The organism is Pseudomonas sp. PDM27 (genome assembly GCF_019219205.1).
GTDB classification, from domain to species: Bacteria; Pseudomonadota; Gammaproteobacteria; order Pseudomonadales; family Pseudomonadaceae; genus Aquipseudomonas; species Aquipseudomonas laurylsulfatiphila.
In genome coordinates, this window is record NZ_JAHUWF010000001.1 from 348,515 (window position 1) to 368,153 (window position 19,639).

Consider the following 19,639-nt stretch of genomic DNA (forward strand, 5'->3'; position numbering starts at 1 on the left):
CAACCTCAATGCCCCACGGCGAAGGCAATCGGCGCCGAACGGGCCAGGCCGCCGCGGCACTTGAGCACGCGTAGCTGTGCCGGCCGGGCATCGATGGCGATGCGCAGGGCCGCCGGCGAAGGGTTGATCGCTTCACTGAGGGGACGATAGGCGAAGGCCAGGGTCTGGCCGGTTTCCGCCGCCACCTGCAAGCGGCGCAAGGCACGGTCGTCGGCCTTGTGCGGCCAGCACAGCACCGCGCCGCAACTGCCCGAACGCAGGCATTGTTCCGCGGCCCACAGCGCATCGCGCTCGCTGGCCCGGATGATCGACAACTGACGCAGATCGACCCCGGCGCCCTGCCACGCCTGGGGATACGGCACATAAGGTGGCGCCACCAGCACAATGCGTTCGCCCGCCGCCGACAGCCGTGCCAGCGTCGGCCACACCAGTTGCAACTCGCCCACGCCCTGCCCGGCCAGCAGGATTTCCGTCAGCGCCGCCTCCGGCCAGCCGCCGCTGGGCAATGCCGCGTCCAGCGCGGCATGCCCGGTAGGTTGCGGGCTGGCGGCCGGCGGCGCAGGCCGGCCCCTCCAGACCTGGCCGCCATTGAACAGCGTATCCAGCGCAACGACGGCACCCATCAGCCTTGCCTCACCAGGCCACAGAACACGCCTTCGATGGCCAGGTCCTGATCGGCGTGCACAATGATCGGCTGGTAGGCCGGGTTGCGCGGCAGCAGGCGAACCACATCGCCGACCCGCTCGAAGCGCTTGATGGTGACTTCACCGTCGAGCCGCGCCACGACGATCTGACCGTTGAGCGCCTCGGGGTTGCGGTGCACGCCCACCAGATCGCCGTCGAGAATACCGTCCTCGATCATCGAATCACCGCGCACCCGCAACATGTAGTCCGGCACCCGCGAGAAGAGCGACGGATCGAGCAGCAAGCGGCTATGGATTTGCGCATCGACCCCGATCGGCGCACCGGCCGCCACCCGACCAAGCACCGGGATGTCCAGCAACTCGGGACGCGGTGGCTGCCCGAGCAGGCGAATGCCCCGGGCCTGATGCGGGTTGACCTCGATAAACCCGGCTTCGGTCAGCGCCAGCACATGCTTGCGCGCCACACTGCGGGAGGCGAAACCGAACGCCTCGCTGATCTCGGCGAGGCTCGGAGGCTGACCGTGCTCGGCGATGCGATCGCGGATGAAGGTCAGGATGGCGGTACGGCGGGGAGTCAGAGTCGTCATGGAGTACATTTGTACTCTTTTGGCTTTTACCTGGCAAGAACCGTCAATCATCTGGTGGCAGGACCAGTGACCTGTGGGAGCGAGCTTGCTCGCGATGGTCTTTCATTCAACATGTGTATCGACTGACCGAGCCTCATCGCGAGCAAGCTCGCTCCCACATTGGACTTCAGTGACTCAAGAGGTGAGTTGCGCCAGATACGCCCACGGATAAATCCCCCGCTCATGCCCATCGCTGAAGACCAGTTGCAGGCCATAGCCCCTGCGAGTGCTATTCGATCACCCGAACCCGCGCATCCTTGGCATGAGCGTAAAGGACACCAAAACAATTAACAGTGTGCCTACGGCACTGAGGATTGCCGTGAGGGAAAGGGTCTGGGAATAACCGACCATCCCGCCGACGATTCCGCTACCGAGAAAAATGAAGGGGTGCACGCCACTGGTAAAGAGCGTATCGACTGCCACCACTTTACCGAGGTCCTTTTCGGGAGACAGTATCTGCATCGCTGTGGCCCAACCAGTCAACCAGGACGCTTCGACGATACCCACCAGGATCGCCCCCAGTATCGCCATCCAGGACGAGCTTCCCATGCCGAGTAGTGCCATCGCGCCAGCCAGGAACAAGCCGCAGGTCACCGCAAGTCCGATCAGTCGTTCATGCCCGGAAACAAGCACCGTGATGATTGATCCAATGCACGCACCGAATCCCGAGGCGGCCAGACACACCCCCCACATTTCTTCGTTGAATCGATCGCTGATGGCATAGGGAGCGACGACCAGGAAAATCGGGAAACACAAGACGTTCACCACGAGAGTGGCCGCGAAGCCCAGCAAAAGCTTGGAGTTGCCGGTAACGATGGCAATGCCATTGACCGCTTCTCGGATCGAGAACTTCTCCTCGAACTCATGGGGCTCCACATTGGGCAACATCGCCGTGTAAATGGCGGCGCAGAAGAATGTGAGACCATCGATCAAAATACCCCAGACCGGATCCCAGAAAATGATGAATACACCCAGCGTCGCGGGAAAGAGCACAGCGATCAGGTTGTCGACAAAGTTCATCGCACCATTGCCCGCCACCAGTGCTTGCTTGGGCAGCAATTTGACGAGCAGTACCTGAGCACACGGACGGGAAACCCCAATGCCGATGCCAAATATCAGGTAGGCAAAGACCAGGTACCACCAAGGCGTACCGGAGACGATCAGGGCCACTGCGGCCAGTTGCGCAACACCCCTCGCCGTGTCGGTGTAAATCAGTACTTGCTTCGGCGACTTTCGATCCGCCAGCAAACCTCCGATCAGGGCCCCGATTACGGTCCCTACCCCGACTGCCGCCATGACAAAACCGAATACTTCTCCTCCGTAGCCGGTCCGGATAAGCGCTATCGGCAGTGCGGCTAGACAAATAGCGTCGCCGGCCATCGAGAGACTTTGGCCAATGAGCAACTTGCGAAAAGACGAGACGCTCAGCGCTTCGGTATAAGGTGATAAGCGATCGGCGATAGAGATCATAAGTAATCCTCCTTGAGAGCAGAGCAAAAAGATCGCAGCCTGCGGCAGCTCCTACAGGAGGCCGGTTCAGCCAGTGAGTCCAGCCAGATAGGCCCACGGATAAATCCCCCGTTCATGCCCATCGCTGAAGACCAGTTGCAGGCCATAGCCCTGGCGCGCAACTCGATAACCCGCAGACGTAAGGCCCAGCGTTCCTTACTCGAACAAAAAGGACGATCAAAAAAAACAAGACCTACCGTTCGTCGCCTTTCTAAAAAAATCAGCATTTGAAGAAAATAAAAATCCATAAAAAAGTACAAAACGCGCACTGACTCCGACAGAGGTATCTTACTCAACATAGCAAGATCATTTCTGTGTGCCGAAAACTAAAACACCGTATCAAAAAGTAATTCCACGAATCCACATTTGAACCCACACCCACTAGAACCAAACCGAACCATTAAGCGTCCTAATCACATGTAGGAGACATCTTAAAAAACCATAAGAAAACCCCTACAACATCACTTGCACCCAACATCAAAATCAACTAATCAATGCCAGGCGGCAAACCACAAACGAAAGCGAACTGAAAAACAACAACCCCAGGGCGATACCAGTCAATGACTAAAAACATTTTACCCAGAGTATTCTCCCTAACCTCCATATTCATCAAAGAACAACTAAAAGAACCCATCGCCTTTTTCTGGATCATGATATCCCCTTGTGCAATGTTCTATTTTTTCGCAACAACCAGGCAAGACCCCAACTATTTCTCCAGCAATTACATTACGATTCGGCATGGTTTTATGCCTACATCTCTTCAAGTGTCGCACTATTCGGATTCGCCTTTTACATAATCGGAAGAAGGGAAAGCGGATTCACCCGATCATTTATTTACTCCAGGGAATCGAAACTGATTTTTCTTTTATCGCACTTCATTGCCTACTCGCTAATATCAATATCATATTGCACAACCTTTTACTTGACGACCAAGCTTCCATTTGGAAACTACGCCTTAAATGAACTACTGAATCTCGCACTACGCTTTTACATCTGCTTTATCATGTTTTGCGCTCTCGGAGCTGCCTTCTCATTGCTACCGATCAATTTTCAGAACTCGAACACTTTGCTTTCCATTTTTTCGTTCTGCATGTTGATCCTCGGAGTAATGAGTGCCAGCAGACCAAACCCCATCACCGACGTATTGAACCTCGCAAACCCACTGACACTTGCAAGCCAAATAATGGAACAAGGCCTTGGACCCAACAAACCCATCACAGCCGCAATAGTTCTTTTGTTTATATTTGCACTGTACAAAACGTTCAAGCACCTAAGAATCAATCCCGTATGGAGCCGGTACTGATGAAAAAATTCACGGCGCAGAACATTGACTTCTCCTATACAGACACTCCCCTCTTGACCCGGGCATCTCTTGAGGTTGCTCAAGGCGACATTGTCGGCATTCTGGGGCCCAACGGTTCTGGAAAAACAACTTTTTTCGATATCGTCTGCGACCTTAAAAAAGCAAAGTCCGGCTTCATAAAAAACGACTTCAGTCGTTTTTTATACCTTTCCCAAATCATCTCCACGCCCCCACCGCTGCGCATGCGTGACATCTTTAAGATGGTATCTGCGCTGTCATCAAACGAGCCCATGACGCAAGATAAAACCCTGAAAAAACTAAGTACCTGGAGCCCAGCGATAGTTGACCGATACCAAGACATATGGAACAAAAAATCATCGCTGTGCAGCTACGGAGAGACGCGCTGGTTCTTTACTCTTTCCCTTCTTTCAATTTCCGCAGACTTTGTAATTCTCGACGAACCTACTGCCGGCGTAGACCCGGAATTTCGTCACTATATTTGGCAATGTCTTCACGGCGCTGCCAGGGAGGGCACCGCCATTCTGGTTTCCTCGCACAATGTTGATGAAGTCATTAACCACTGTGATTATTTTTATATGATCAGCCAGAAACGCTTCAATCGCTTTAACAACGGCAGTGAGTTCATGCAAAAGTATGGAGTAAAGACTGTGGACGATGCGTTTATCCGGGCCGTTACTGAACCTGTATTCGCCACATAAACCACTGGAAGCGCACGGGGGAGCTGCCGCAGATCGCGACAACTCCCGAGGAATGGAATTCGATTCAGTCGGTAAGTCCAGCCAGATACGCCCACGGATAAATCCCCCGCTCATGCCCATCGCTGAAGACCAGTTGCAGGCCATAGCCCTGCGGGTTCAGTTCGATCACGCACACCCGGGCATCCACCAACGGCGCCATCCCCCGCAGCCGAAACGCCCGGCACTGCGAACACGGGCACTGCCGGCGCAACTCGGCGTGGTCCAGCAGTTGTTCACGACCATCGGGCCAGTTCAGTCGCAACTGCTGTTTGATACGGGAATTGCCAACCGCCAGCGGATTCATTGCAGTTGACTCAAGGCAATGCGCACGGCCTTGCGCACTTCAGGGTCGCCGTCGTGTTGTGCGGCCTGCAATGGCGCAATGGCCCGTGGGTCGTTGAGTTCGCCGAGGGCCAGCGCGGCTTCCTTGCGCAGGTTGCTGATGCGATGGCCGAGGGTGTCGATCAGCGCTTCGAGCGCCGGTACATAACGCAAGCGACCGAGGCTGCGGGTGGCGCGCAGACGCACTTGCCAGTAATCGTCGCCCAAGGCGTCGACCAGGGCCGGGCCGGCGTCGGGGTGGCCGACTTTGCCCAGGGTGGTGGCGGCTTCTTCGCGGACTTGCCAGGCAGCGTCCCGCAAGGCCTGGCGCAGGGCCGGCAGCACCTGTGCGTCAGACGCCAGGCCCAGCGCCCCGGTGGCGGCCCGCCGCACGTCGGTGTCCGGGTCAGCGCTGGCCAGTCGCGCCAGTGCCGGCAAGGCATCAAGCTGCTTGAGCCAGCCGAGTACGCCCACCGCCTCGCGGCGCACGCTGGCGCTTTCATCGGCCAATGCAGCGGCAGCCGCTGCGGCGGCATCGGGGCAACGCAACTCGCGCAACGCCCGGAACGCGGCAATGCGTACGCCGCTGTCGGCGTGCCCGGTCCACGGCAGAATGACCCGGCCCGCCGCTTCGCTCTTGAGCAGGCTGAGGCTTTGCGCAGCGGCCGCCTGCACCGCCGGGGATGGATCCGTCAGGGCCTGGCACAAGGCTTCGACCACGGGCGCGTCCTCCCAGGCTTCCAGCAACCGGGCGGCTTCGGCGCGGACCTCGGCTATCGGGTCTTCGGCCAGTCGATCGATCAACCACAGGAGGCCGTCCGGTTCCTCGAGATCGGCCAGCTCGATCAGCGCGATCCGGCGTACGCCGGGGTCGTCATCGGTCAGGCGTGGTTGCAGGGCAAGAATGTCGTCGTTATCGGTTACATCGAATAGTGAGGTCATAGGGCAAATCGCGGCAGTTTGTTTTCAGGGGGAAGTCCGAGCGGGTTCAGGCGCGGCAGTTGCCGGCCGTCTTCGTGCCGCAGGAGTTCGAGGCAATGGCGCTTCAGATGCGAGAATTCAGGGCGGGTCATCAGTTCCGTGCTGCGCGGCCGGGGGAATTCCAGGCGCAGGTCTTCGATGATTCGCCCGGGGCGCGAGCTCATGACCAGCAAGCGGTCGGCGAGGAACAGCGCTTCGTCGATGTCATGGGTGACAAACACCACGGTGGTGCGGATGCGCGTCCAGATGTCCAGCAGCAGTTCCTGCATGTTCAACCGGGTCAGGGCATCGAGGGCGCCGAAGGGCTCGTCCATCAGCAACAGGCGCGGACGGTTGACCAGCACCCGGGCGATTTCCACCCGCTGCTGCATGCCGCCGGACAGTTGATCGGGCCAGCGCCCGGCAAACCCTTCGAGGCCCACCAGGGCAAGGATTTCATCCGCCGCCTTGAGTCGTTCGACCTTGCCGACACCACGCATTTTCAGGCCGAACGCCACGTTGTCACGCACCGTGCGCCACGGAAACAGCGTGTGCTGCTGGAACACCATGCCCCGCTGTGGCGATGGCCCCGACACCGGCGCGCCATCCACGCTCAAGCTGCCGGTGCGCGGTTGCAGGTGACCGGCCAGCGCCCCGAGCAAGGTGGATTTACCGCAACCGGACGGCCCGAGGATGCACACGAACTGCCCCGGTTCGATCTGGCAGTCGAGGCCCTGCACCGCTTCGAAAGCCCCGGGGCCCTCGCCCAGGCTGATCGACAACCCGCGGATATCGATACGCCCTTCCAGGTGTTGAAAAACGCTCATCAGGCTTTCCCTCGTGGTCGATGCCAAGGCGTGAACAGCCCGCCCAGACGCTTGATCAACAGGCTGCTGCCCATGCCGAGCACGCCGATCAGCAACATGCCGACGACGATGTCGGCGTAGTTCTGGATGGTGTAGGACTCCCAGGTGTAATAGCCGATGCCGAATTGGCCGGAGATCATTTCCGCCGTCACCAGGCAGAACCACGAGGTGCCCATGCCGATGGCCAGGCCGGTGATGATGCTCGGCGCCGCGCCCGGCAGAACGACCTCCAGCAGGATGGCCCGGCGCCCTGCCCCGAGGCTTTTCGCCGAGGCGATCAGCCGTGGGTCGACGCCTTCGACGCCGTGCACGGTGTTGAGCAGGATCGGGAACAGGGCGCCGGTGAAGGTGATGAACACCATCGACAGTTCCGACGAGGGAAACATCAGGATCGCCAGGGGAATCCACGCCACGGCCGGGATTGGCCGCAGGACTTCCAAAGGTGGCAGCAACAGATCTTCGGCCCATTTCGAGCGGCCGATGGCCAGGCCCAGGGCGACGCCTATGATCAGCGCCGCGACGTAGCCGGCGAATACCCGGCCGAGACTGCTGCCCAGGTGCTGGGCGAGTTTGCCCGAGTTGCCCAGGCCGAGGGCGGCTTCGATGACCGCCAAGGGGGTCGGGACGTTGGCGAAGGTCACCAGGCCGAGGTTCCAGTGGTGGCTGGCGGCGAGTTGCCAGAACAGCAGGCAGAGCAGCAGTGAAGCGGCTCTGGGAATCCAGCGTAAAAATGATCGGTACACAATTCTTCCTCACAACCCTGGACCCTTGTGGGAGCGGGCTTGCTCGCGAAAGCGGTCGGACATTCAACATTGATGTCGACTGACCCACCGCTTTCGCGAGCAAGCCCGCTCCCACATTTGATCGAGTCGTTCTAGGGATTAGCGAGCGGCTACGACCTGGGTCGTGGCATCGGAGAAGTCGAATACCTTGCCGCCCTGGGCCGTGGCGAACTGTTGGGCCTGGCCTTTGAGCAGGAACGCGCTCAGCCGCCCTTTCCCGTCGGTGGCAAACCACGCCTGATCCGCCAGCAACTTGATCCCGCTGTCGCTGGCCTGGGTGTACACCGCACGGATGCTCTTGCCTTCCTGCTTCAACGCTGTCAGCGAGGCAAATGCCGACTCCGCTGAGGCGTACTGACGGACTTTCGGCTCGCCACGCACCCAGATTTCCGCTACATGGCTGAAGTCGGTGATGGCTTTGCCGCTTGCCGCATCGACGGACTTGAGCGGCGTCTGCTGGTAATTCCCAAGCTGCGCGCTGTAGTCCAGGTTCGAGGCCTTGAAGGCGGCGCGGATGTACTGGTCGTCGATGAAGGTGTTGAGATCGAGACCGCGATCAGCCTTCTTCAACAGCTTGAGGGTATCGATGGCGGTGCCCACGGCCTGGCGGTATTCCGGCTTCCAGCTCAGGTCGCGGGTCTGCACGCCGAGGGGGCCATGGAACAGGTAGTTGACCTCGGCATCGACCCCGGTGACCTTGGCGATCAGCTCACTGTATTTCTCCGGCTCAGCCGCCAGCAGCTGGTTGGCTTCGATGCTCGCCCGCAGGTAGGCGACGACGATTTCCGGGTACTTTTTCGCATAGGCCTGATCGACCAGCGCACCGTGGAAGGTCGGCGCATCGGCCTGGGAGCCGTCATAGATCTTGCGGGCGAAACCACGGCTGGGGAACAGCTCGGCGAAGGGTACGAAGTCGGCGTGAGCATCGATCTTGCCGGCCTGCAACGCGGAGCCGGCGACTTCCGGCGGCTGGGCGATGATGTTCACGTCCTTGAGCGGGTCCCAGCCCTGGGCCGCGACGGCGCGCAGCAGCATGCCATGGGCGGTGGAAGCGAACGGCACGGAAATCGTCTTGCCCTTGAGTTCGGCCAGCGACTGCACGCCCGACGCGCTCGGCACCACAATGCCGTTGCCACTGCCCTTGGTGCTGCCCGACAACACGCTGATGAACAGGCTGTGCTTGCCCGCCGTTTCGAAGGCCACGCCGTTGAACGCACCGGGGAAATCGGCCATGGCGCCGAAGTCGAGTTTACCGGCGACCATCTCGTTGGTCAGGGGGGCGCCGCTGGTGAAGTTTTTCCACTGCACCTCGTATTGGGCGTCTTTGTAGGAGCCGTCGTGGGGCAGGTATTTGTCCAGCAGGCCGAGTTCACGAATCAACAGGCCACCGGCGGCGCAGTTGATGGTGGTGTCCTGGGTGCCGATGGCAATGCGGATGGTTTCGGCCGAGGCCGACAGGGAGAAGGAAGCCAGTACCAGACCGGCCAAAGCTGCACGCAACATCATGAGTGTTTCCCCTCGAATCATTTATAGGATGTTCGTCTCCGCCACGATCAGGGCGTGGTGGGAAACGAGGGGTGTTCTGGATCAGGCGTCCGGTGGTTGCCGGATGGCTTTTTGGGTTGTTTGAACTCGATTCACTGTGGGAGCGGGCTTGCTCGCGAAGGCGGACTGACATTCAACATTGATGTCGACTGACCCACCGCTTTCGCGAGCAAGCCCGCTCCCACATTTGATATGTGTTTCAGCGCAGCAAGTACGGGATTTCGACTTTCACAGCCCCGGTCGGGCAATCCTTTTCACAGGGCATGCAGTACCAGCATTCGTCGAACGCCATGTAGGCCTTTTGTGTGGCCGGGTTGATCGCCAGCAGGTCCATCGGGCAAACGTCGACGCACACGGTGCAGCCTTTGTGGGCGATGCATTTGTCTTCATCGACCGTGACCGGTGCGTTGGAGCGGAAGAAGATTTCCTGGGGTTGGTAAGCCATGTTCGGTCTCTCTCTGGTTGTCGGCATCAAGCCGCATCGGCACCGACCCGCAGCCGGTCGTAGGCCTGCATCTCGTCGGCCTCCAGCGGGATGATGTAAGGCTCGACGGCTTTCTTGAAACTGCTCATCAAACCGTTTTCGTCCTTCTTCAGGTGGCAATGGCAGAACCAGTCGCGATCGTTGCGTTGCGGGTGATCGACGCGATGGTGGTAAAGCCCCCAGCGGCTTTCGGCGCGGAACAATGAAGCGCGGGCGGCCATTTCGGCGCAGTCGCGGATCATGCTGACTTCCATGGCGCGCATCAGCTCGTGGGCGTTGTGGGCCTTGATCTGGTCGAGGTCGCGCTGGATGTCGCTGAAGCGTTGCAGGCCGATCTGCATCTTCTTCGTCACTTTCGGCGGTTGCAGGTAGTCGTTGACGAAGCGCCGCAGCTTGTACTCGACCTGGGCCGGTGGCAGGCCATGCTCGCGGTCCAGCGGTGCATAGACCCGCTGCTTTTCGCTTTCGATCTGCGCGGCATCCAGCGCGGAAAACTCGCGACCGGCGACAAAGTCCGCCGCGTTGTTGCCGGCAAACCAGCCATAGGTGAACGCACCGAGCATGTAGTTGTGCGGCACTGCCGCCATGTCACCGGCCGAGTACAAGCCCTTGACCGAGGTCTCGGCCTTCTCGTTGACCCACACCCCCGACGCCGAATGCCCACTGCAAAAGCCAATTTCCGAGATGTGCATCTCGACCATCTGCGTGCGGTAGTCGGTGCCGCGATTGGCATGGAACTGGCCACGGCTCGGACGCTCGTTGCTGTGCAGGATCTCTTCGATGTTCTGGATGGTTTCCTCGGCCAGGTGATCGAGCTTGAGGAACACCGGGCCGTTGCCGCTTTCCAGTTCCTGATGGAACTCCCACATCATCTGCCCGCTCCAGTAGTCGCACTCGATGAAGCGTTCGCCCTTGTTGTTGGCGGTGTAGCCACCCAGGGGACCGGTGACGTAGGCGCAGGCCGGGCCGTTGTAATCCTTGATCAGCGGGTTGATCTGGAAGCATTCCAGGTTCGCCAGCTCGGCCCCGGCGTGGTAGGCCATCGAGTAGCCGTCGCCGGCATTGGTCGGGTTTTCGTAGGTGCCCATCAGGTAGCCCGAGGACGGCAGGCCCAGGCGTCCGGCGGCACCGCAGGCGAGGATGACCGCCTTGGCCTTGATCACATGGAAGTCCGCCGTGCGGCAATCGAAACCCATCACGCCGTTGACCGCGCCCTCTTCATCCGTCAGCAAACGCGTGCAGACCAGGCGATTGGTGATACTCACCCGCGCGCGCTTCAACTGCCGGTACAGGACTTTCTTGATGTCGTGCCCTTCCGGCATCGGCAACACGTAAGCGCCCATGTGGTGAACCTTTTTCACCGCGTAGTCGCCGGTTTCGTCCTTCTCGAACTTCACGCCCCAGCGGTCCAGTTGCTCGATGGTTTCGAAGCTGTGGGTGGCATAGGCGTAAACCGCCGCCTGGTTGACGATGCCGTCATTGGCGATGGTGATTTCCTTGGTGTACTGCTCCGGGGTCGAGTGGCCGGGAATGATCGCGTTGTTCAGGCCGTCCATGCCCATGCTGATCGCACCGCTGCGCTTGACGTTGGCTTTGTCGATCAACAACACCCGCAGGTCGCGGTTGCGTTCCTTGGCCTTGATCGCCGCCATCGGCCCGGCGGTTCCGCCGCCGATCACGACGATGTCGTATTCCTGCTCCAACGTGCTGCGCGTCATGCCTGATCCCCTTTTTGCCGGTCGATCCGCAGGCGGTACTGGAAGGCATCGCCACGGTAGTAAAGGTGTTCGAAGTCCACTGGCCGGCCTTCGGCGTCGTGGGTCAGACGCTCGATGCGCATGATCGGCGAGCCGGGCTCGACGTTCAGCGCCTGGGTCAGGTCGCTGTCGGCCAGTACCGCATCGATGGCCAGGTCGGCGTGACCGAGCGCCAGGCCGCAGTCGTTTTCCAGGATCAGGAAAATGTCGCGGGTGACCAGGTCGGCTTTTTCCAGGCGCTCGCCAACATCCTTGGGCAGGTAGGTGATTTCCAGGGAAATCGGCTCGCGATTGATCAGGCGCACGCGTTTGATCTGCGCCACGACCTCGCCTTCGGCAACCTGCAAACGCTCGGCGACCAGCTTGTCGGCAGCAATGAACTTGAAGCTGCGCAGGCGGTTGATCACCTCATAGCCGCGACCGGTCATGGACTCGGCCAGGCCTTGCAGGGTGCTGACGTTCTGGAAGGTTTTCGGCTTGGCGACGAAAGTGCCCTTGCCGTGGATCTTGAAGATCAGCCCTTCCTTTTGCAGGTCACCCAAGGCCTGGCGCACGGTGATGCGGCTGACCTTGAACAAGGCGCCAAGCTCGCTTTCGGAAGGCATCTGGCTGTCTTGCGGATATTCGCCGTCGAGGATGCGGGCGCGCAGCACGTCTCGCAGCTGGGTGTGCAGCGGGACGCTGCTCAGGGATAGAACGTTATCGGTCATGACAGATCACTTGTTATAACGAGTTATGACGTGATCTTAGAGAGGTTATGACACGCTTGAGAAATACCGAATGCGCATAAGGTTAGATTCACCACCGTCCCTGTGGGAGCGAGCCTGCTCGCGAAAGCGGTGTGTCAGCCGACAAAATATTGCCTGACACAATGTCTTCGCGAGCAGGCTCGCTCCCACAGGGGATCATGTTTGGTCTGAGGGATCAGTGCCGCTTGAGGATCTGGTCCATCACCCAATCAGTCTTCAGCGCCTCTGCGGCCACCGCCGGATGCTGCGCCTCACCACGAATATGCGCATTCATGCCCAACACGTGGTGCCACTGAATGTGCGCGTGATGCTCGATGGTCAGGCTGAGGTGCTCGTCGGCATGCAGTTCGACCGGGTGCTCATCGAACACTGAAAAAGTGATACGGCCTTGACTGCCAATCACTTCGACCCGGTCTTCGCGGCGATCGGCGACGAAGTTCCAGCAGCCCATCCCCAGTGCCCCGCCGGCAAACCGCCAGGTGGCGCTGACGGCATCTTCGGCCGCGTACAAACCGGCCTGCCGTGCAGTGAGCCCGGCGACTTCGACGATATCGCCGAACAGGTACTGGAACAGGTCCAGGCCATGGCTGGCCAGATCGGCGAAGTAGCCACCACCGGCAATCGCCGGATCGGTACGCCAGTTGTTCGCGCCCGCAAGATCCGCTGCCGACGGGGCTTTGGTGAGGGTCCAGCTCAAGTGCCGGACCTCGCCGATCCGCCCCTCCTCCAGCCATTGCCGCACCTGCCGGAAGCGTGGCAGCGAACGCCGGTAATAGGACACGAACAGATGCAACCCGGCATCGGCAAACACCTGCTGCATCTCGCGACTTTGCCCGGCGTTGAGCGCCATCGGTTTCTCGACGCAGCAATGCTTGCCGGCGGCGGCCACCTGCAAGGCATAGGCGTGATGGCTGTCGGGCGGTGTGGCGATGTATACGGCGTCGACCTCGGAATCGTTGATCAGCGCATGCGCATCGGTATAAACCCGCGCGATGCCGTGGCGCGCGGCGTAGTCGGTGACGGCTTCCAGGCGCCGCCCCATCACCGCCACCAGCGCCGATCCAGGCGCCTTGTAGAAGGCCGGCGCGCTTTTGCGTTCAGCGACACTGCCACAACCGATCATGCCCCAGCGCACCAGGTTCATAGGCTCTCCTTGCCGTTCAGTCGCTACGCAATGCGCGCAGGTCCAGTCGACCGTCCTTGAGCGGCGGGCACCAGTAGTAGCCGCCGGTGATCGGACGGCTGATGCGGTACAGACCGTCGGTGATGCCGTCTTCCAGGCCACTCATGCGGCGCAGTTGGGCTTCGAAGGCGTCGAGGGAGAAACCGAAGGCCAGGAACATCAGGCCGGCGCGGTCCCCTTCGATCCACGGCATCGAGCGGCGCACCACGAAGGCCTCAGGTGCAAAACTTTCCTGGGCGGTGCGTTTGACGTGGGCGGAAACCGGCGCATCGTCGATCTCTTCGTTATCGCTCAGGCGGCGGCCCATGATGTTGTCTTTCTCATCCGCCGACAGCCCGTGGAAACCTTTCAGGTCATGCTGCCACTGCTGGATCGCGGCGAAGCTGCCACCCACCGTGCCGTCCGCGCCTTCAGCCACCAGTGCAGCAGCTACTGCGGCTTCGTCGTGCGGGTTTTCGGTGCCATCTTCGTAGCCGGTCAGGTCATGGCCGGTCATGTGGCGGAAGGTTTCGTTCATCTGCACCAGGCGCAACGCCGGGGCCAATGCCGCGGCGATGGCGTTGCTGCGGTTGAGCAACTCGCCACGGTCTTCACCGTGCAGCCAGCACCAGAGCGCGTGTTGGGTCGACGGATTGTCGACGCCGACGCCCGTCAGCGCCGGGAACGGCCGCAGACCTTCGATCTGCCCGCCCAGCGCCTTGACCAGGGACTCGCCGAAGCCGACCACCACCGACTTGCCGTCCACCAGCCCTTGCAGGTTATCGAGCGCGGCCGGCAGTGCAGCGGCGGATTCGAGCGCGAAGAACATATGGCGGGCTTGAGGTGGAACGGGGGTGGCGAGAATGCCCGGCTGGTAATGACTCATATGAACTCCTTGAAAAAGAGCATGGAGTTTAACCGGTGTGTGAGGTTTTGTGTGCCGTCGGAGGTCAGGAACCTGTGGCAAAGGGGGGCTTCTGTGGAGCGGGCTTCTGTGGCGAGGGGGCTTGCCCCCGTTGGGTTGCGAAGCAGCCCCAAAACCTGCCGACGCGGTATGACTGGAAATGTAGGGGACCGCTTCGCGCTCCAACGGGGGCAAGCCCCCTCGCCACAGAAGCCCACTCACCACAGAAGCCCACTCACCACAGAGTCCTACTCACCACAGAAACCGCTCACCACAGAAGGATCAAACAACGCTGGGGCTTTCACTGCGGAACGCACTCGGGCTCATGCCGGTCCAGCGCTTGAACGCCCGGCGAAAGCTGCGTACGTCGCTGTAGCCGACTTCCTCGGTGATGCGTTCGATGGACATGTCCGGGTTGGCCAGCAGGCTCATGGTGCGGGCCTGGCGCACTTGTTCCAGCAGCGCTTCGAACGTCAGCGCGTGTTCGGTGAGGCGGCGACGCAAGGTGCGGCTGCTCATGTTCAGGTCGCTGGCGATTTTCTCGATGTGGCTGCCCTCGGTCAGGTCCCGGGCAATCGCCCGTTCCACCGCCTGGATCAGGTCCATTTTCTGGTGCACCTGCGCGGCTTCCAGTTCGAGCAGTTTCACGGCCTGACGCAGGGCCAGGGAGTGGTGATTGGGCAATTGGACGTCCAGCCAATGCCCATCGATCACCATGCGGTTTTGCAGGCAACCGAAACGCACATCCGGCCCCAGCAGGCGCGAATATTCGCCGAGATAGTCCGGCGCCGCATGGATGAACTCCACGGCCACCGGCTTGAAATCCGCCCCGACCAGCGCCCGGCCGTACACCAGCAGGCTGGCGAAAAACTCCTCGACCGCGAACAACTGCACGTCGGCGAACGGCAAGCGACATTCGACGTCGACAAACACCCGGTCACCCGCCTCCTCCACACTGGACACGACAATGCCGCCCGAGGTGTGTTGATGGCGGATGCCCAGTTCAAAGGCATCGCGCAGGGTCTTGCACAGCGACAACACATGCCCCAACAGCCCCAGCGTGCCGAGTACATTCTGCGCACCGACCCACAGGCCCAGCCCCTGATTGGGCAAGGCCTTGAGCGCACGCTGAATCATGGCCACGGCCTGGCGATAGGAAATGCGCTGCGCCGGATCCTGAAGGTCTTCAAGGTCAAACCCCAACCCCCGACAGAGGCTCTGCGGGTTGATGCCCTTCTGCTCGGCGACTTCGGCCAGGGTTTGCAGGAGAAACGGCGACACCAGCGCCAGTTCAAAGGTGGGATCGATCACTTTCATTTGCATGGGGCCATACATTCCGGGACGAGCATCATTCTTATTTTTGTAACCGGTTATGTCGAAGGAAGTTAGCACAGCGTTTGAAGGCTGTCCGCAGAAGTCCCCCTAAATGGCCGCCAATACCCTGCCTTGCAGGGCGCGGACAGCTTATTTCTATGGGGCGGCCCTCGTAGGGATGCCGGACAGCCCGCCAACAATAATAATGAGTACACCCATGATCGCGACTCGCACGACACTTCCCCTGATGGTCATCAGCCTGGCCGGCGTCTGCGCCCTGCAACCGGCCCTGGCCACCGAGGCTGGCGTGGACAACATCGGCCCCGGCACCGACGGTTTTTTCATGTTGCCGCTGTCGCCCGACAGCCTTCCGGACAACATGGTTGCGTTCAACCTCTACTACAACCACTACAAGGCCACGAAGCTGAACATCAGCTCCCTCGGCGGCAAGGTGCCGAACGTCGAGATCGAATCCACGGCCGTCATCCCGCGCCTGGATTACCTCAGCCCGGTGCGGGTGTTTGGCGGCCGGCTGGCCGGCTACATCGCGCAGCCTTGGCTCAAGCAGGAAGTCTCGGTGTTCGGCCTGCCGCAGGACACCCGCGAAGGCATGGGCGACACCACCATCGCGCCGATCATTCTCTGGGACATGGGCCCGAACCTGACCCTCGGCGCCGCCATTGAAGTCACGGTGCCGACCGGCGAATACAGCGTCGATCGCCTGGCCAACACCAGCAACAACTTCTACACTTACAAACCGCTGTTCTCCTTCACCTGGCTGCCGACGGACAGAACCGAGGTGTCGATGAAGACCACCTACAGTTTCAACGAGAAAAACAAAGACACCGATTACAAGTCGGGGCAGATTTTCCACATCGACTATTCCGCCAGTTTCAAGATCACCGACGACCTGATGTTCGGGCTGAACGGCTACTACCTCAAGCAAACCACCGATGACAAACAGTTCGGCCACACCGTGCAGTTCAACGGCCAGGACGTGAACGACGGGGTGCGCGGCCAGGTGTTTGCGATTGGTCCGGCGCTGCACTGGACCTTTCTCAAGTACGCCAGCGCGGAGATTCGCTGGGCCAAGGAGTTTGATGTGGAGAACCGGCCTGAAGGGGAAATGCTTTGGGCCAAGGTCAGTATTCCCTATGCGTTTTGACTGACCCCTTCGCGAGCAAGCCCGCTCCCACAAGGGCAACGCTGCACCCTGTGGGAGCGGGCTTGCTCGCGAAGGCGGCGGCACATCCACAAAAAATCCTTCAGGAATACACCGGCCAGCTATCCACAATCTTCCCACCCCGAACCGCCAGCAGATCCCCAAACTGCAACAACACTGCCTCCGTCTGGGCAGGCCGCAAGAACACCTGGTCCTCAACCCCAAGCCCCACCGCCGCCGAACCATTGACCATTTCCTGATTCGAACTGCGGCCATACACACCATTGCTCTGCAACCCCGGTGGCGATTCGAACTCCGCCATCCAGTTGCCGCCGTAGATAAAAAACGTCTCGCGCTGATTGGCGTCCCACCAGGAAAACAGCCTGGACCGGTCATCCAGCGCCGGAATCTTCACCGCCCCGGTGCTTTTCAGCACCGGCGTGGCGATGTAAGCGGCCGGCACATGCTCCACCAGCGAGGGCAAGTCATAGTGAGTGGGCTTGAGCATCGCCGTCCCCACCGACACTTCGCTGCTGAGCTGCTCTTGCTCATGCATGCGATAGCTCGGGCTGCCGGCCGTATTGAGGGTCAATCCTTCTCGCCATAAACCGGGGTACTGCTGACGGGTGAAATCGACGCAGCGCTGGTAGATCATCATTACCTTGGCGAACAGCTCTTCGGGCGAGCCCAGAATCCCCGGCACACCCATGCCCACGAACGGGTCGTAGCCCATGAATCCGACGAACGCCAGGTGCTGCGGGTGCTGGCTGATCAGCGTCAGCATCTGCCCCAGTACGCCCAGGTCGCTGATACCGCCGCGATGCAGACCGACATCCAGTTCGATATTCACCCGCACTCGCGTGCCCAGCCCCTGAGCCAGGGCGAGGTATTGCTGCAAACGCTCTGGCGTATCGAGCAGCCATTGCAATTGCTTCGAAGGGTCGAAAGGCCCCTTGTGCGACTGATAGAACAACTGCGCCGAACGCACCGGCAGCGGCTTGCCCAACAGAATATCGGCCTCGGGAAACTGCACGGCGTCATGATTGAGAAAGGGTTGGTGAAACGACATCAGGCGTTGCGTGCCGGCGCGCTGGGCGATGTAGGCCAGAAGCCCCGGTGCCGGCAGCGACTTTTCCACCAGCCGCAGGTGTTTGCCGCCACGCTTGACCGATTGCATCACCACGTCGATGTTGTGATCCAGCCGATCAAGGTCGATCAGCATCACCGGACGCATCGGCCCGTGGTCCTTGAGCTCACGGTTGAGCAGGCGGAAATAGTCGCTGTAGGGCGCACCTCGGTCACCCGGCCGCAGCCACGCCCCGACACCCGCCAACAAGGCGCCGACGCCTGCGGTGCCCAGTAAAAAACTACGGCGATTGACGGCCATCAGCTCACCCCCAGGATCGATGACAAATGCGCATTGAGGAATTTGCCGCTGGGGTCGAGTGCCTGCCGCACCTGGATGAACTCCTGCCAGCGCGGGTACAGCGGCTGCAGGTTTTTCGCATTCAGCGTGTGCAACTTGCCCCAATGCGGCCGGCCGTTGTACTTCCAGAAAATCGGCTCGATGGCGGCGAAGAAGTTGTGATGATCCATCTGGTAATGCTGGTGGACCGAAATCGAACAGCTGTCGCGGCCTTCGAACATGCTCAAGGGAATGTCATCGGCCTTGACGTAACGGTATTCGATCGGAAACCAGGTGCGCAGGTCTTTGTCCTGGATCAGCTTGAGGATCTCGCGCAAACAGGCCGGGCCGTATTCGGCCGGCACGGAGTATTCCATCTCGTTGAAGCGCACCGTGCGCACGTTGGCGTAGATGTCGAACGAGTCGCCCACCCGGTCATCGAAGCTGGCCAGATGGCGCAGGTTATTGAGCATCGTGCGACGCAGGTCCGGGAAGTCGCTGGCGTACTTGTCGATCTTCTCGATCAAGGAGACAAACTCGTTGCCGCCCTCTTCATCCGCCGGGAGCGGCGGTGTGGCCGGGTCGGTGGTTTCGTTCAGGGCGATCGACAAGGCGTAGTCGGAATGGGTCACCACGAGCATTTCCCAGTGCTGGTTTTCCCGGGTGTTCTTGTCCAGGTCTTCGAGCAACTCTTCGGTTTTGGCGATCCACTGCCGCTCCCTCAAACGATACGCCGGGCGGTTTTGCAGGCGCACCCGGGTCGCCACGCCCAACGCTCCCAGCGACACCCGGGCGGCGCTGAACACCTCGGGATGATGATTGGTATCGCAATCCAGCACCTCGCCGCCGGCGGTCACCAACTGCAAGCCGCAGACATGCGCCGAATAGGATTGAAACTGCTTGCCGGTGCCGTGGGTCGAGGTCGAGATCGCGCCAGCGAGGGTCTGGTAATCGATGTCGGCCATGTTTTGCAGGGCCTGGCCGATATCCTTGAGCGGTGTGCCCATGCGTGACATCGGCGTGCCGGCGGCGAACTCGGCTTGCAGGGTGCTCGGATCGTGATCGAGCAACCCCGAGAAATAGCTCAGCGACAGCAAGGTGCCGTCGGTGGGCACCAGCGCGCTGAAGGAATGCGCCGAACCCACCGGACGGATCTTGCCGGGGGCCTGACGCACCACTTGGGTCAACTCATCCAGGTTCTTGGGCGCCAGCCGCGCCGCCGGCAGGCAATTCTGGCCGCCCGACCAGTTGCGCCAGGGAATCAACCGTGGCGCGCGCAGCAGCTCGGCCAGCGCCGGGGCTGAGCCGAGCGCGGTAAAGGCGCCGATGACGCTCGCCCGTTGCAACAACTGACGCCGTGTCAGGTCCATCGTCATGAATCGCACCCT

Annotated in this window: 19 protein-coding genes and 2 pseudogenes; 2 read left to right on the top strand and 19 right to left on the bottom strand. The window is 60.5% G+C overall.

Features of this window, described 5'->3' with window-relative positions; all coding sequences use genetic code 11:
* Nucleotides 1-5: 5 nt before the first annotated feature.
* From imuA to KW838_RS01690, 6 genes and pseudogenes are all read right to left on the bottom strand, one after another.
* A complete protein-coding gene (gene imuA / locus KW838_RS01665; RefSeq protein WP_007973327.1) occupies nucleotides 6-623 on the bottom strand; it encodes a translesion DNA synthesis-associated protein ImuA in 618 nt (205 codons plus the stop codon).
* Nucleotides 623-1,240, bottom strand: coding sequence for a transcriptional repressor LexA (lexA, locus tag KW838_RS01670; protein ID WP_102699697.1), 618 nt, complete (start codon nucleotides 1,238-1,240; stop codon nucleotides 623-625). Before lexA ends, imuA begins: the two co-directional genes overlap by 1 nt.
* 165 nt (nucleotides 1,241-1,405) lie before the next feature.
* A pseudogene (locus KW838_RS01675) lies at nucleotides 1,406-1,526 on the bottom strand (gamma-butyrobetaine hydroxylase-like domain-containing protein); the annotation flags it as partial.
* Nucleotides 1,508-2,740, bottom strand: a complete 1,233-nt coding sequence (locus tag KW838_RS01680; RefSeq protein ID WP_218500135.1) for an MFS transporter — start codon at nucleotides 2,738-2,740, stop codon at nucleotides 1,508-1,510. The gene KW838_RS01680 and the pseudogene KW838_RS01675, both read right to left, overlap by 19 nt.
* Nucleotides 2,741-2,806: 66 nt before the next feature.
* A pseudogene (locus KW838_RS01685) lies at nucleotides 2,807-2,893 on the bottom strand (gamma-butyrobetaine hydroxylase-like domain-containing protein); the annotation flags it as partial.
* A gap of 373 nt (nucleotides 2,894-3,266) precedes the next feature.
* Entirely contained in the window at nucleotides 3,267-3,431 is a 165-nt protein-coding gene (locus tag KW838_RS01690; RefSeq protein ID WP_218500136.1) for a hypothetical protein, read from the bottom strand.
* 650 nt (nucleotides 3,432-4,081) lie between these two features.
* On the opposite strand from KW838_RS01690, the gene KW838_RS01695 reads away from it, so the two are divergent.
* The gene (locus tag KW838_RS01695; RefSeq protein ID WP_218500137.1) at nucleotides 4,082-4,801 is read left to right on the top strand and encodes an AAA family ATPase; all 720 of its coding nucleotides are present in this window, start codon (nucleotides 4,082-4,084) and stop codon (nucleotides 4,799-4,801) included.
* 64 nt (nucleotides 4,802-4,865) lie between these two features.
* Here the strand turns inward: KW838_RS01695 and KW838_RS01700 are convergent, their stop codons facing one another.
* From KW838_RS01700 to KW838_RS01750, 11 genes are all read right to left on the bottom strand, one after another.
* On the bottom strand, nucleotides 4,866-5,144 hold the full coding sequence (locus tag KW838_RS01700; RefSeq protein WP_218500138.1) for a DUF971 domain-containing protein: 279 nt from the start codon (nucleotides 5,142-5,144) through the stop codon (nucleotides 4,866-4,868).
* Nucleotides 5,141-6,103 carry a HEAT repeat domain-containing protein gene (locus KW838_RS01705; RefSeq protein ID WP_218500139.1) on the bottom strand — a complete coding sequence of 321 codons (963 nt, stop codon included), beginning with the start codon at nucleotides 6,101-6,103 and terminating at the stop codon, nucleotides 5,141-5,143. The genes KW838_RS01700 and KW838_RS01705 overlap by 4 nt, the downstream gene beginning before the upstream one ends.
* Nucleotides 6,100-6,948, bottom strand: a complete 849-nt coding sequence (locus KW838_RS01710; protein ID WP_218500140.1) for an ABC transporter ATP-binding protein — start codon at nucleotides 6,946-6,948, stop codon at nucleotides 6,100-6,102. Before KW838_RS01710 ends, KW838_RS01705 begins: the two co-directional genes overlap by 4 nt.
* Nucleotides 6,948-7,730 carry an ABC transporter permease gene (locus tag KW838_RS01715; protein ID WP_218500141.1) on the bottom strand — a complete coding sequence of 261 codons (783 nt, stop codon included), beginning with the start codon at nucleotides 7,728-7,730 and terminating at the stop codon, nucleotides 6,948-6,950. The genes KW838_RS01710 and KW838_RS01715 overlap by 1 nt, the downstream gene beginning before the upstream one ends.
* A 138-nt stretch (nucleotides 7,731-7,868) precedes the next feature.
* The gene (locus KW838_RS01720; RefSeq protein ID WP_218500142.1) at nucleotides 7,869-9,275 is read right to left on the bottom strand and encodes an ABC transporter substrate-binding protein; all 1,407 of its coding nucleotides are present in this window, start codon (nucleotides 9,273-9,275) and stop codon (nucleotides 7,869-7,871) included.
* A 238-nt stretch (nucleotides 9,276-9,513) separates the two neighbouring features.
* On the bottom strand, nucleotides 9,514-9,759 hold the full coding sequence (locus KW838_RS01725; protein WP_003180418.1) for a ferredoxin family protein: 246 nt from the start codon (nucleotides 9,757-9,759) through the stop codon (nucleotides 9,514-9,516).
* 26 nt (nucleotides 9,760-9,785) lie between these two features.
* The gene (locus KW838_RS01730; protein ID WP_218500143.1) at nucleotides 9,786-11,516 is read right to left on the bottom strand and encodes a fumarate reductase/succinate dehydrogenase flavoprotein subunit; all 1,731 of its coding nucleotides are present in this window, start codon (nucleotides 11,514-11,516) and stop codon (nucleotides 9,786-9,788) included.
* A complete protein-coding gene (locus tag KW838_RS01735; RefSeq protein ID WP_218500144.1) occupies nucleotides 11,513-12,265 on the bottom strand; it encodes a GntR family transcriptional regulator in 753 nt (250 codons plus the stop codon). The genes KW838_RS01730 and KW838_RS01735 overlap by 4 nt, the downstream gene beginning before the upstream one ends.
* A gap of 214 nt (nucleotides 12,266-12,479) precedes the next feature.
* The gene (locus KW838_RS01740) at nucleotides 12,480-13,448 is read right to left on the bottom strand and encodes a Gfo/Idh/MocA family protein (protein WP_218500145.1); all 969 of its coding nucleotides are present in this window, start codon (nucleotides 13,446-13,448) and stop codon (nucleotides 12,480-12,482) included.
* 16 nt (nucleotides 13,449-13,464) lie between these two features.
* Nucleotides 13,465-14,352 (bottom strand): Dyp-type peroxidase, encoded by an 888-nt coding sequence (locus KW838_RS01745; protein WP_102699704.1) that lies wholly within the window; start codon nucleotides 14,350-14,352, stop codon nucleotides 13,465-13,467.
* A gap of 300 nt (nucleotides 14,353-14,652) precedes the next feature.
* Nucleotides 14,653-15,693: an AraC family transcriptional regulator gene (locus KW838_RS01750; protein WP_102699705.1), complete on the bottom strand. Its 1,041-nt coding sequence runs from the start codon at nucleotides 15,691-15,693 to the stop codon at nucleotides 14,653-14,655.
* Between the two features lie 238 nt (nucleotides 15,694-15,931).
* On the opposite strand from KW838_RS01750, the gene KW838_RS01755 reads away from it, so the two are divergent.
* Nucleotides 15,932-16,849: a transporter gene (locus KW838_RS01755; RefSeq protein ID WP_238540807.1), complete on the top strand. Its 918-nt coding sequence runs from the start codon at nucleotides 15,932-15,934 to the stop codon at nucleotides 16,847-16,849.
* A 100-nt stretch (nucleotides 16,850-16,949) separates the two neighbouring features.
* Here KW838_RS01755 and KW838_RS01760 read toward each other — a convergent pair whose 3' ends face one another.
* Both KW838_RS01760 and KW838_RS01765 read right to left on the bottom strand, forming a co-directional pair.
* Nucleotides 16,950-18,158 (bottom strand): DSD1 family PLP-dependent enzyme, encoded by a 1,209-nt coding sequence (locus KW838_RS01760; RefSeq protein ID WP_218500604.1) that lies wholly within the window; start codon nucleotides 18,156-18,158, stop codon nucleotides 16,950-16,952.
* A 74-nt stretch (nucleotides 18,159-18,232) separates the two neighbouring features.
* Nucleotides 18,233-19,627, bottom strand: a complete 1,395-nt coding sequence (locus tag KW838_RS01765) for a D-arabinono-1,4-lactone oxidase (protein WP_371317807.1) — start codon at nucleotides 19,625-19,627, stop codon at nucleotides 18,233-18,235.
* Between the last annotated feature and the right edge of the window lie 12 nt (nucleotides 19,628-19,639).